Below are 13186 nucleotides of genomic sequence, written 5' to 3' on the forward strand. Positions count from 1 at the left end.
GGCCGGGCGATCTGCCCGGCCCTGTTTCCCTTCACTGGCACAAGGCTTACTGGGCCAGGGCCTTGCTCACCTTCTCATAGAGATCCCGGGCCAGGCTCGGCAACCCCTGCAACCGTGCCAGCTCGGCACGGATCAGCCCTCTGCGTTCCTCGTCCAGTCGCTTGAACTGGATAAGCGGCGTGATGAGACGGGACGCCACCTGGGGGTTGATGCTGTTGAGCTCGATCAGCAGATCGGTCAGGAAGCGATAGCCGCTGCCATCCCGGGCATGGAACTGCACCTGGTTGCCCATGGCGAAGCTGCCCACCAGGGCCCGCAACCGGTTCGGGTTGCGGATGCTGAAGGTGGGATGGCTCATCGCCTGGCGCACCTCCTCCAGCACGTCGGCGGCCGGCTTGGCCCCCACCAGGCGCAGCCAATTGTCCAGCACCAGGCCGTCATGGGCCCACTTGCCCTCGAAATCGGCGAGGAGCGCGGTGCGGCATGGCAGCAGATGGCCGTTGGCCACCTGGAGCGCCGCCAGGGTGTCGGTCATGTTGTCGGCCTGGGCATATTGTTCCCGCACCAGGGCATCGGCCCGCTCGGCATCCAGCGCCGCCAGATAGCCCAGCACCACGGCCTTGAGGGCGCGCTTGGCCATGTCGGCATGGACCACCTGATAACCGTTCAGGCGCAGGCCCTCGTAGCACGCCAGCAGGCGGTCGCCGAAGGCGTGGGCCAGTGCGGCCTGGATCTCGCCGCGCACCCGATGGATGGCGTCGATATCCGCCACCTCGAACAGCTCGGCCAGGGTCGCCTCAGCGGGCAGCGCCAGGATCTCCGCCTTGAGGGCGGAGTCCAGTGACTCCTCATCGAGGATGGCGACAAAGGCGGCCAGGAGGGTATCGGAGAGTGCCACCCCCTGCCCTTGCTGTACCCGGGCCACGCCGTCGATCACCGCCTTGTTGATCAGCATCTGGGCCGCATCCCAGCGGGCGAACTCGTTGCGGGCAAAACGCATCAGGAAGGCGAGCGCCTCGTCGCTGTAATCAAAATGCAGCTTGACCGGCGCACTGAAGTCCCGCAGCAGGGAGGGCACCGGCCTGACCGGCACTTGGTCGAACACGAAGGTCTGCTGTGCCTCCAGCACGTCGAGCACGTTGCCGATGGCCTTGCCCTGATATTGCAGCGGGATGACGGCCCCTTTCTCATCGTAGAGCTCGATGTCAAAGGGGATGTGCAGCGGCAGCTTTTGTGGCTGATCTTGGGTCGGCGGGGTGTGCTGGCGCACGTGCAGGCGATAGACGCCGCTCGCCGCGTCGTAGTCGTCGGTCACGGTGAGTTCGGGGGTACCGGACTGGCTGTACCAGCGGCGGAAGCGGCCGAGATCGACACCGGAAGCATCTTCCATCGCCTGCACGAAGTCGTCGCAGGTGGCGGCGGAGCCGTCGTGACGCTCGAAATAGAGGCCCATGCCGGCCTGGAATGCCGCTTCTCCCAACAAGACGTGCAGCATGCGGATCACTTCCGCCCCCTTCTCGTAGACGGTCAGGGTGTAGAAGTTGTTCATCTCGATCACCACATCCGGGCGGATGGGGTGGGCCATGGGGCCGGCATCTTCGGCAAACTGCGGGCCGCGCACGGTGCGCACGTTGTTGATGCGGTTGACGCCGCGCGACCCCAGATCCGAGGAGAACTCCTGATCCCGGAACACGGTCAGCCCCTCTTTGAGGCTTAACTGGAACCAGTCGCGGCAGGTGACCCGGTTGCCGGTCCAGTTGTGGAAGTATTCGTGGGCGATCACCCGCTCTATGCCGTGATAGTCGCCGTCGGTGGCGGTGGCCGGGTTGGCCAGCACGAACTTGGAGTTGAAGACGTTGAGCCCCTTGTTCTCCATAGCCCCCATGTTGAAGAAGTCCACCGCGACGATCATGTAGATGTCGAGGTCATACTCCAGATCGAAGCGTTGCTCGTCCCAACGCATGGCGTTGACGAGGCTCTCCATGGCGAAACCGGCGCGGTCCAGATTGCCCTTGTCGACGAAGATCTCGAGGGCCACCTCGCGGCCGCTTTTGGTGACATAGCGGTCCCGCTCCACGTCGAAGTCACCGGCTACCAGGGCGAACAGGTAGCTGGGCTTGGGGAAGGGATCCTGCCACTGCACGAAGTGGCGGCCGTCATCCAGATCGCCGCTGTCGACCTTGTTGCCGTTGGAGAGCAGATAGGGGTAGCTGGCCTTGTCGGCGGTGATGCGGGTGCTGTAACGGGCCAGGATGTCGGGCCTGTCCAGGTAATAGGTGATGCGGCGAAAACCCTCCGCCTCGCACTGGGTGCAGTAGGCATCGCCGGACTTGTAGAGCCCCTCCAGCGCCGTGTTGCCGGCGGCGTCCAGGTCCGTGACTATGGTCAGCACGCACTCGGCGGGCAGGTTGCTGAGTCGCAGCTGGTTGTCGGTCAGCTCATACTGCTCGCACGCCACCCCGTCTATGCTGACGCTCACCAGCTGGAGGCTCTCGCCATCGAGGGCCAGCACTTCATTGTGCTCGCCGTTGCGGCGAATGCGGGAGATGGCGGTGACACGGCAGAGGGGATCCTGCAGCTGGAAATCGAGATCCAGGCTGTCAATCCAGTAGAGAGGGGCTTGATAATCCTGGCGATATTTGGCCGTCATGGCCTGGGAGTGATCGGTCATTATTATGTGCTTCCACGCTTGTTATGGGCGTATCGAGGCTGTCACAAGGCCATCCCCGGGTCAAATAGTTTGCATTCAGGCAAGAGAAAGGGCGACTTGCGTCGCCCTTTTGTCCATGACTCGCCGAGACTGACCTCAGTGGCGGGCCAGCTTGACCAGATCCGCCGTGATATTGGCGGACTCCAGCAGGTACTCATCGGGTGCCTCAAAGTCCGCAGGCAACTCGTCCAGGCTCTTGATGGCAGGCTTGCCCATCCGCGCCAGGCGCTCGTTGGCCCGCAGCAGGGCCAGGGCATCCTGCTTGTCCTGCTCGGCACGCCGCTGCGCTTCGTTCAGGGAGAGGGATTTCTTGTCCTTCTCGGCACGATACTCCTGGATGTCCTGCAGCACGTAGGCGAACTCGGGATCCGTCTTGATCCTGGCCTGGTGCGCCGCTTCCAGCTTGGGGATCAGGCTGGTGAAGTTGCCCAGGGTCTGATAATCCGCCGAGGCGATCTTGTCCCAGGGCAGCGCATGGAACTCACGGCTCTCCCCCGTCTCCTCCGGCGTGACCGGGGTCGGGAAGCTGATGTCCGGCGCGACCCCCTTGTTCTGGGTACTGCCGCCATTGATGCGGTAGAACTTGGCAATGGTGTACTGCACGTGGCCCAGGGGCTGATCGTAGAAGTCGTACACCTTGGCCAGGCTGCGATGCTGCTGCACCGTGCCCTTGCCAAAGGAGTTCTCTCCCAGGATCAGCGCGCGGCCATAGTCCTGCATGGCGGCGGCGAAGATCTCGGAGGCCGAGGCGCTGTAGCGGTCGATCAGCACCGACATGGGCCCGCCGTAGTAGATCTGGCCATCGTCATCGCCATTGACCGAGATCCGGCCCATGTGATCGCGGATCTGCACCACGGGACCGCTGGCGAAGAAGAGGCCGCTCAGGGCAGAGGCCTCGGTGAGGGCTCCGCCGCCGTTGCTGCGCAGGTCCACCACCAGGCCGTCTATCTTCTGCTTGTTGAGGCTGGCCAGCTCCTTGATGACATCGTCATGAAGGTTGACGTAGAAGCTCGGGATCTCGAGCACCCCTATCTTCTTGCCCTGGGTCTTGATCACCTTGGACTTGGCGGCCCTGTCTTCCAGACGCACCTTGTCCCGGGTCAGCTCGACCTGCTCGGTCTTGACGCTGGCACCCTTGCCACGCTGGATCTCGAGGCGCACCTTGCTGCCCTTGGGCCCCTTGATGAGCTCGACCACGTCATCCAGACGCCAACCTATCACATCGACAATCTTGCCATCCTCCTGCCCCACCCCGACGATCTTGTCATCGGGCTTGAGGTGGTTGGACTTGGCGGCGGGCCCCCCCGGCACCAGGGAGCGGATCACGGTGAAGTCATCTTCCGCCTGCAACACGGCGCCTATCCCTTCCAGCGAGAGGTTCATCTCGGTGTTGAAGCGATCGGCGTTGCGGGGGGAGAGATAGCTGGTGTGAGGCTCGATGGCGCGCGAGAAGGAGTTCATGAAGAGCTGGAACACATCCTCGCTCTCGGTCTGGGACATCCGCTTGATGGCGTTGTTGTAACGCTTGCCGAGCAGCTCCTTGATCTCGGGCCACTCCTTGCCGCTGAGCTTGAGGCTCAGGGCATCGAACTTGACCCGCTGACGCCACAGCTCGTTGAGCTCGGCTTCATCCCTGGGCCAGGGCGCCCCTTCCCGATCGAAGACGTATTGATCGGGCTGGGTAAAATCGAAAGGGGTATCAAGCAGTTGGAGGGCGTATTCGAACCGCTCATAGCGTCGCTGCTGACTCAGATTGAACATATCGTAGGCGGGCGCCAGACGGCCCCGCTCGAGATCGGTATCGAAGCCATGACGGTATTTTTCGAACCGCTTGATGTCAGAGGCCAAAAACAGGTTGCGGCTGAAGTCCAGATTCTCGAGATACTGATCGAACACCACCTCGGAGAAGGCATCGTCCAGCTTGAACTGCTTGTAATGGGAGCGGGTAAACAGATTGGCAATTCGCTTGCTGGCCGTAGCATGTTGGCTCTCTTGAGCCAACACAGGCAAATCACTTTCCTTGAGCACCGGCTCGACGGCCTGTGCAAGCCCGGCAAGCGCCAGGCTACAGGCGACGAGGGAAAAACGAATTACGCCATGCTTCAACATTTGTCTCCTTAGAGAACCAGATGCTCGAATTTGACGCGCAGCATCATGCCGGTCTGCAGCTGAACCTGCACATCATCCTTGGTGATTTCCTTGATGGTCGCCGGGACCGGAGACTTGCCCAGCACCACGTTGACGGCTTGTTCCACTTTCAGCTCACCGGCCTGGGCCTGACGATACTGCTTGGGAGCAGCAGCGGCGGCGTCCGGTTTGCGCGGGGCAGGACGACGGGGCTTCTTCGGTTTCTCTTCGCGCTTGCCAGCGGCATCGGCCTTGGCCTCGCCTTTGGCCTCTTTCTTGTCGTCTTTGTTGCGACGGTTGGCAAAGACGCGGTCCTTGCTCTCCTTGAGCGCCTGCTTGGCGTGCTCGATGTGCTCTTCGGTCAACAAATCGCCCGGGTTACCATCGAGATCGACGCGAGCCTGGCCGGCCTTGAGGCCGTGCAGATAGCGCCAGCTGGAAGTGTATTGACGCAGGGCGGAACGCAGCATGGTCTTGGAGACCCTGTCATCGTCAGCAAGACGCTCGGCCAGATCCTGGAAGATGCCAATCTTGAGTGGCTTGGCCTCTCCTTCAGCGATGAAGCAGGCCGGGAATTTCTCGACCAGGTAGGCAACGATCTCTTTACTGTTCTTCAGCTTTTCAGTGTTTTCCATGTATAACCTTGGCTTTCATATAAACGCACGGGCAACCCCGGGCACAACAAAGGCCCCATTATAGAGAGCTTGGGACCTTTTGCGAACCATCTCGCACCTAACTTACAGCAGGCGTTCCAATATTTGGACCGTTTCTTCCAGCCCGAGCCGGTCAATCTGGTCAAAACGGTTGAAAACGGGACTGTCGATATCCAGCACCCCTATGATGACGCCATCACGGCGCAGCGGGATCACAATCTCCGAATTGCTGGCCCCATCGCAGGCGATGTGCCCCTCGAACTGGTGCACATCGTCGATGAGCTGGGTCTGCCCCTCGGCCACCGCCGTGCCGCAGACGCCGCGACCGACCGGGATGCGCACACAGGCGGGTTTGCCCTGGAAGGGACCCAGTACCAGTGTCTCCCCCTGCAACAGATAAAAACCGACCCAGTTGATCTCGGCCAGCTCCTGATTGAGCAGGGCGCTGAGGTTGGCCAGCTTGGCGATGAGGTCGGGTTCCCCTTCCAGCAGAGCCTGGGCCTGCTGGTTGAGTGTGCGATAAAATGCTTGTTTTTCAATCATGATGAAATGGTCTTGGTTCTCAGATAACCAGTGCAAGGTACCGCCCTGCCTGAAAAATTCAAATTAAATTTGCGCCGCCCCCCTCAACGGGTCACCGACAGCGCCACCTGTTGCCGCTCGCCATTGCGCCATTCGATGACCAGCAGCCATACCATGTGGTGGCTGGTGCAGGCCCCGACCTGGGTGTCGGCCAGCCACTGCCCTTCTCCTTGGGGCTCGAAAAACACCGGGATGCGCCCCATGAACATCTCCTGCCCCTCCAGCCAGCTCTTGATTGGCACTTGTCCCTGCGCCACCCCGTCAAGGCGTATCTGAAACGCCTGTTCTGCCCGCAGGGGGGGGTCGCTCAGCGTCACTGTGAGCGGTACTCCCCCGATCTGGAGCTCGCAAGAGGTGTGGGACAGATCACAGATCCGATCATTTTTCGCGTCCGCGCCTGCGCCGTCCACGCCGTCGAACCAGGTCCGATAGGCCATCAATCCGAGCAAAATGGTCAACACGATGAGCAGATGGGCAAATTTGCGTGAAGTCAGTCTCTCTTTCATTAAAAAACAACCTTGTAAGCTGGCTTTTAAATGCCATTTTCGTGATCTTGCGCATGGTAAAAACTGCGTGATGCGCCTGCGCTCGGAGCCAAATATATCACTGTTTATACTGTTATTTTACCTGTCAGTTCAGTATCATTCCCATCGAATTTTCATTTAGCTACTTTTTGCTTTTCCTTTCGTTAACAGTCGTTAACAACTGGAAAGGCAGTCGCTGATGAATTGAGTTGCCAGTCCCGGCCACCGGGCAAAAATCAAACAACAGCAGCATCGGAAGCGGAATACAACGATGAGCCATACAACAAACCACCCTGAGTACAACTACACGGTTGTCCGTCAGTTCACCATCATGACTATCGTCTGGGGAATTGTCGGCATGTCGGTAGGCGTACTGATTGCAGCCCAGTTGATCTGGCCTGCCCTCAACTTCGATACCCCCTGGCTGACCTACAGCCGTCTTCGCCCCCTGCACACCAATGCGGTGATCTTCGCCTTCGGTTGCTGCGCCCTGATGGCGACCTCCTTATACGTGGCACAGCGCACCTGCCAGACCCGTCTGTTCGGCGGTCCCCTGGCGGGCTTCGTGTTCTGGGGCTGGCAGGCCATCATCGTCGCCGCCGCCATCTCCCTGCCCATGGGGTATACCAGCTCCAAGGAGTATGCCGAGCTGGAGTGGCCCATCGACATCGCCATCGCCGTGGTCTGGGTCTCTTACGCCATCGTCTTCTTCGGTACCCTGATGAAGCGCACCACCTCCCACATCTATGTGGCGAACTGGTTCTTCGGCGCCTTCATCATCACGGTGGCCGTGTTGCATATCGTCAACAACCTGGAGATCCCGGTCAGCGGCATGAAGTCCTACTCCGTGTACTCGGGTGCCACCGATGCCATGGTGCAGTGGTGGTATGGCCACAACGCGGTCGGCTTCCTGCTCACCGCCGGCTTCCTGGGGATGATGTACTACTTCGTGCCCAAGCAGGCGGGTCGCCCCGTCTACTCCTACCGCCTCTCCATCGTGCACTTCTGGGCACTGATCTCCCTCTATATCTGGGCCGGCCCGCACCATCTGCACTACACGGCGCTGCCCGACTGGGCTCAGTCCCTGGGGATGGTGATGTCCCTCATCCTGTTCGTCCCCTCCTGGGGCGGCATGATCAACGGCATCATGACCCTGTCCGGCGCCTGGCATAAACTGCGTTACGATCCGGTGCTGCGCTTCCTGATCGTCTCCCTGTCGTTCTACGGCATGTCCACCTTCGAAGGCCCCATGATGGCCATCAAGACGGTCAACGCCCTCTCCCACTACACCGACTGGACCATAGGTCACGTCCACTCCGGTGCCCTGGGCTGGGTTGCCATGGTCTCCATCGGCGCCGTCTACCACCTGATCCCGAACCTGTTCAATCAGGGCCGGATGTACAGCGTGCGTCTCATCAACATCCACTTCTGGCTGGCGACCGTGGGCACAGTGCTCTACATCGTCGCCATGTGGATTTCCGGTGTGATGCAGGGTCTGATGTGGCGCGCGGTCAACGACGACGGCACATTGACCTACAGCTTCGTGGAAGCCTTGCAGGCCTCCTATCCCTTCTATTTCGTGCGCTTCCTGGGTGGCTGCTTCTTCGTCACCGGCATGTTGCTGATGGCCTACAACAGCTATCGCACCATCACTGCGCCCAAGGGTTCCCTCGAACCCGTCGCACAGCCAGCCTGATCTGAAGGGGTTAAAGCATGAGCAACAATAATCGTCACGAAATCTTTGAAAAAAGCGTCCCCATGCTGGTGATTGGCATCATCTTCGCCATCAGCCTGGGGGGCCTGGTGGAGATCACGCCGCTGTTCTTCCAGAAGCAGACCAATGAGCCGGTGGAGGGCCTCAAGGCCTACACCGCCCTGCAGATGGAAGGGCGTGACATCTATATCCGCGAGGGCTGCACCGTCTGTCATAGCCAGATGATCCGCCCGTTCCGCGCCGAGACCGAGCGTTATGGTCACTACTCGGTCGCCGGTGAGAGCGTGTGGGAACACCCCTTCCTGTGGGGCTCCAAGCGCACCGGTCCGGATCTGGCCCGGGTCGGCGGACGCTATTCCGACGACTGGCACCGCGCTCACCTGATCAACCCGCGCGACGTGGTGCCCGAGTCCAACATGCCCAGCTTCCCCTGGCTCGAGACCAATGTCCTGACCGGCGAGCTGACCGGCAAGAAGCTGGCGCTGTTCCGGGATCACTTCGGCGTACCCTACACCGATGAAGACATCCAGGGTGCCGAGGCGGCGGTGAAAGGCAAGAGCGAGCTCGATGCCCTGGTTGCCTATCTGCAATCACTGGGTCATGCCCTGAAATAAGGAGTCGGGAGATGGATTACGGCACCTTTCGCGGACTCTATACCCTGCTGCTGATGCTGATCATGTTCGGCATCATCGCCTGGGCCTATAGCAAGCGCCGCAAGGCCTCCTTTGACGAGGCCGCCAACCTGGTTTTTGCCGATGACGAGCAACCCAGTGCTGATAACAAGAACGCAGGAGCGAAGCAATAATGAGCACTCTGTTAAGCATTTTTGTGACCTTGGTGTCACTGGGTACCATAGTGGGCTGCTTCCTGCTGCTCATGTGGTGCCGCAATGACAAGATGGGGGTCGAAGAGGGCCAGTCCATGGGCCACTCCTTCGACGGCATCGAGGAGATCAACAACCCGCTGCCCAAGTGGTGGAGCTACATGTTCCTCTTCATGATAGTGATTGGTCTGCTCTACCTGCTCGCCTTCCCGGGTCTTGGCAACTTCAAGGGTCTGCTGGGCTGGCAGAGCTCCCACCAGGACATCCGCTCCCTGGCGGAGGGCAAGGCAGCCATCGAGGCCGCCAGGCAAGAGGGCAGCGCCCCCGAGTATGACCGCGAGCTGGCCAAGGCCGACCAGGTCTATGGTGCCAAGTTCAAGGAGCTCACCTATCAAGCCGATGGCAAGCATTACAAGGCCATCGAGGAGATTGCCGCCGACAGCGAGGCGCGCAAGGTGGGTCAGCGTCTGTTCCTGCAAAACTGTGCCCAGTGCCATGGTTCGGATGCCCGCGGTGGACGCGGCTTCCCGAACCTGACCGATGCCGAATGGCAATGGGGCGGTCAACCAGATCAGATCAAGACCACCATCATGAACGGTCGTCAGGGGGTGATGGCCGCCTGGGGCGAGGTGCTGGGCAAGGATGGGGTCAAGGAAGTGGCGGCCCATGTGCTGAGCCTGTCCGGCCGCAAGGTCGACATGGTGGAGGCGAAGAAAGGGGAAGCACGCTTCGCGGTGTGCGCCGCCTGTCACGGCCCGGATGCCAAGGGCGGCATCGCCGTCGGTGCGCCGGATCTGACCAACACCACCTGGTTGTACGGTGGCTCCCGTCAGGTGGTCGAGGAGACCATCACCCACGGTCGTCACGGCGTGATGCCCGCCTGGAAAGACATTCTGGGGGAAGACAAGGTGCACCTGCTCGCCGCCTATGTGTACAGCCTCTCCCATGGTGGAGAAGCGGCACAATAACAGCAGTAACATGTGATAAACACGTGATTACTCAGCAAAAAGCCTCGACTCTTCGAGGCTTTTTGTTATCTTGTGTCGCGCTGATTTCTCACTTTCGTTAATCATAGGTTTCACGGTAGTAGCACCATGACTCAACCCTGGTATCGCCAATTCTGGCCCTGGTTTCTCATCGCCCTCCCCGCCACCGTCGTCGTCGCTGCCATCGCCACCGCCATCATTGCCAGCAAGGATGGGGTCAATCTGGTGGCGGAGGACTATTACAAGCAGGGCAAGGAGATCAATCAGGATCTCAGCAAGTTTGACCGGGCCGAGGCGCTCCATATCCGCATCGCCCTCCAGCAGCAGGATCAGGTGCTGACCCTCAAGCCCGTGAGCGGAGACATGGTGCCCAACCAGGCACTGCGTCTGTCCCTGTTCCACCCCACGCTGGCCGGCCATGACAGCGAGCATCTGCTGACCAGCGATGCCAGCGGCACCTACCGCCTCCATCTGGCGCAGCCCCTCGGCGGCAAGTGGCACATTCGGGTCGATGCGTTTGACCACGAATGGCGCCTGCAAGAGACGGTGCAGTTCCCCCTGGCCGAGCCGGTGGAGCTCGATCCCAAGGGGCGTTGATCCCTGGACGAACGGCGGGCTGCTTGCGGTCGGCCGGTTTACCATCATGCCCCGTTCACGGGCTCACCCCCAAGGAGGGACACGCCATGTCCGGCTGTTTTCACTGTGGCGAGCCGGTGCCGGCCAACAGCCAGTACGCCTTTGAGATCAAAGGGATACTCAGGCCAATGTGTTGCCCTGGCTGCCAGGCGGTCGCCCAGACCATCATGGAGTGCGGCCTCTCCAGTTACTACGAACACCGCACCGCCCCGGGCGCCAAGGGGGAGATGATCCCCGCCGAGCTGGCCGCCCTCTCCCATTATGATCTGGCCGATGTGCAGCAGGAGTTCGTCACCGACAGCGGCACCTTGCGGGAGATCCAGCTCAGTGTGGAGGGGCTCACCTGCGCCGCCTGCGCCTGGCTCATCGAGCGCCACCTCACCACCCTGCCCGGTCTGCGCTACATAGTGGTCAACACCACCACCCACAGGGCCCGCATCAAGTGGGATCCGGCCCTGCTCTCCTTGAGCGACATCCTCAAGGGCTTCGCCCGCATCGGCTACCGGGCCTACCCCTTCCAGACCCATCAGCAGGAGGCGCTCTACGCCCGCGAGGTGCGCCGCTACATGTTCCGCCTCGCCCTGGCGGGACTGGGCTCCATGCAGGTGATGATGTGCGCCGTGGCGCTCTACATGGATCTCTTCATCAGCGTCGAGGAGGAGTTCATGATCTACTTCAAGTGGATAAGCCTGCTGCTCTCCACCCCCATCATGATCTACTCGGCCCAGCCATTTTACGCGGGGGCCTGGCGCAGCCTGCGCCAGGGTCAGCTGTCGATGGATGTGTCGGTGTCCCTGGCGCTGATCGGCGCCTTCGCCGCCTCCATCTGGGCCACCGTCTTCAACACGGGGGAGGTCTATTACGACTCCATCACCATGTTCGTCTTCTTCCTGCTGCTGGGGCGTTTTCTGGAGTTGCGCGCCCGGCGCAAGGCGTCGGAGTCCAGCTCCAACCTGGCGCGGCTGGTGCCCATCATGGCGACCCGGGTCGATGAGCAAGGGGAGCATGAGGTGGCCGCCAAGACCCTCAAGGTGGGGGACAAGGTCCGGGTACTGGCCGGCGCCACCCTGCCCGCGGACGGCATCATCCTTCAGGGGCGAGCCAGCCTCAACGAGGCCATGCTGACCGGGGAGCAGCTGCCGCTGGCCAAGGGAGAAGGCGACGCCGTCTACGCCGGTACCATCAATACCGATGCCCCGCTGCTGGTGCGGGTCAATCAACCCATCGCCCACTCGCGCATCGCCCAGATCATGCGCATGCAGGATGAGGCCCTCGCCGACAAGCCCGCCATCGCCGAGCTGGCCGACACCCTGTCGCGCCACTTCATCCTGGTGCTGCTCATCATCGCCGCCGCGGTCTGGACCTTCTGGCACTTCCATCAGCCGGAGCAGGCCTTCTGGGTCACCCTGGCGGTGCTGGTCGCCACCTGCCCCTGCGCCTTGTCCCTCGCCACCCCCACCGCCCTCACCTCGGCCACCGCCCACCTCACCCGCAGCGGCATACTGCTGCGCCGGGGCCATGTGCTCGACATCCTGACCCGGGCCAACCGGGTGGTGATGGACAAGACCGGCACCCTCACCACGGGGGAGATCCAGCTCGCCGCCATCCAGCTGCTGGGGGACATGGATGAGGCCCAGTGCCTCGCCATCGCCCGGGCGCTGGAGTCCCAGTCCGAACACCCCATCGCCCGCGCCTTTCGTGCCCCCGGCGAGGTGGGTCTGGCGGTGCGTGATATCCAGCCGGTCGTCGGCCATGGCATCCGGGGCACGGTCGCAGGCCACCCCTATCGCCTCGGCAGCGCCGCCTGGCTCGGCATCCCCCCCGATGCCACCGTGCCCGGCCTGACCGTCTATCTCTCGGGGGAGCATGGCCCCCTCGCCCGCTTCCAGCTGGAAGACCGCCTGCGCCCCGACGCCCACGTCCTGATCGACGCCTTCAAGGCCGCCGGTCTCAAGACCACCATACTGACCGGGGATGGCTCGGCCCAGGCCGACGAGATTGCCCGCACCCTCGGGGTCGACGAGCTGGTAAAAGGTGCCACCCCGGATGGCAAGCTGGCCTACCTCAAGGCCCGGGAAGCGGTGAGTGAGATCAGCATCATGGTGGGGGATGGCATCAATGACGCCCCCGTGCTGGCGGGGGCCCACGCCTCCTTTGCCATGGCCGGGGGCACGGATCTGGCCAAGAACAGCGCCGACGCCATCCTGCTTGGCGACAACCTCGCCCGCCTGCTGGAGGCGCGCACCCTGGCCCTGCGCACCCGCAAGATCATCAAGGAAAACTTCGCCTGGTCCATCGGCTACAACCTGCTGGTGCTGCCGCTGGCGGCCAGCGGCTGGCTGCCCCCCTACCTGGCGGCGGCCGGCATGTCCCTGAGCTCCCTCATCGTCGTCACCAACTCCATGCGCTTGAACCGTGGCACCATGACGCG

Annotated in this window: 10 protein-coding genes and 1 pseudogene; 6 read left to right on the forward strand and 5 right to left on the reverse strand. The window is 61.8% G+C overall.

Annotated features, from left to right (window positions below; genetic code table 11):
- Window positions 1-46 precede the first annotated feature (46 nt).
- From pepN to ACW5W4_RS01205, 5 genes are all read right to left on the reverse strand, one after another.
- The gene (pepN, locus tag ACW5W4_RS01185; protein WP_456688131.1) at window positions 47-2671 is read right to left on the reverse strand and encodes an aminopeptidase N; all 2625 of its coding nucleotides are present in this window, start codon (window positions 2669-2671) and stop codon (window positions 47-49) included.
- A gap of 135 nt (window positions 2672-2806) precedes the next feature.
- The gene (gene prc, locus ACW5W4_RS01190; protein ID WP_456688132.1) at window positions 2807-4819 is read right to left on the reverse strand and encodes a carboxy terminal-processing peptidase; all 2013 of its coding nucleotides are present in this window, start codon (window positions 4817-4819) and stop codon (window positions 2807-2809) included.
- A gap of 8 nt (window positions 4820-4827) precedes the next feature.
- On the reverse strand, window positions 4828-5472 hold the full coding sequence (proQ, locus tag ACW5W4_RS01195; RefSeq protein WP_408793347.1) for an RNA chaperone ProQ: 645 nt from the start codon (window positions 5470-5472) through the stop codon (window positions 4828-4830).
- A gap of 102 nt (window positions 5473-5574) precedes the next feature.
- Window positions 5575-6033 (reverse strand): GAF domain-containing protein, encoded by a 459-nt coding sequence (locus ACW5W4_RS01200; protein ID WP_456688133.1) that lies wholly within the window; start codon window positions 6031-6033, stop codon window positions 5575-5577.
- A gap of 83 nt (window positions 6034-6116) precedes the next feature.
- Window positions 6117-6578 (reverse strand): hypothetical protein, encoded by a 462-nt coding sequence (locus ACW5W4_RS01205; protein WP_456688134.1) that lies wholly within the window; start codon window positions 6576-6578, stop codon window positions 6117-6119.
- A gap of 289 nt (window positions 6579-6867) precedes the next feature.
- Between ACW5W4_RS01205 and ccoN the strand changes: the two genes are divergently transcribed.
- From ccoN to ACW5W4_RS01235, 6 genes and pseudogenes are all read left to right on the forward strand, one after another.
- Entirely contained in the window at window positions 6868-8292 is a 1425-nt protein-coding gene (gene ccoN, locus ACW5W4_RS01210; RefSeq protein WP_427261746.1) for a cytochrome-c oxidase, cbb3-type subunit I, read from the forward strand.
- Window positions 8293-8309: 17 nt separating this feature from the next.
- Entirely contained in the window at window positions 8310-8924 is a 615-nt protein-coding gene (ccoO, locus tag ACW5W4_RS01215) for a cytochrome-c oxidase, cbb3-type subunit II (RefSeq protein ID WP_408793354.1), read from the forward strand.
- 11 nt (window positions 8925-8935) lie between these two features.
- Window positions 8936-9115, forward strand: a complete 180-nt coding sequence (locus tag ACW5W4_RS01220) for a cbb3-type cytochrome oxidase subunit 3 (RefSeq protein WP_408793356.1) — start codon at window positions 8936-8938, stop codon at window positions 9113-9115.
- Window positions 9115-10101 (forward strand): cytochrome-c oxidase, cbb3-type subunit III, encoded by a 987-nt coding sequence (ccoP, locus tag ACW5W4_RS01225; protein WP_408793358.1) that lies wholly within the window; start codon window positions 9115-9117, stop codon window positions 10099-10101. Before ACW5W4_RS01220 ends, ccoP begins: the two co-directional genes overlap by 1 nt.
- A gap of 126 nt (window positions 10102-10227) precedes the next feature.
- On the forward strand, window positions 10228-10716 hold the full coding sequence (locus ACW5W4_RS01230; protein ID WP_408793360.1) for a FixH family protein: 489 nt from the start codon (window positions 10228-10230) through the stop codon (window positions 10714-10716).
- Between the two features lie 86 nt (window positions 10717-10802).
- Window positions 10803-13172 (forward strand): annotated as a pseudogene (locus ACW5W4_RS01235) (heavy metal translocating P-type ATPase); the annotation flags it as partial.
- Between the last annotated feature and the right edge of the window lie 14 nt (window positions 13173-13186).

It is taken from the genome of Aeromonas crassostreae (assembly GCF_054052445.1).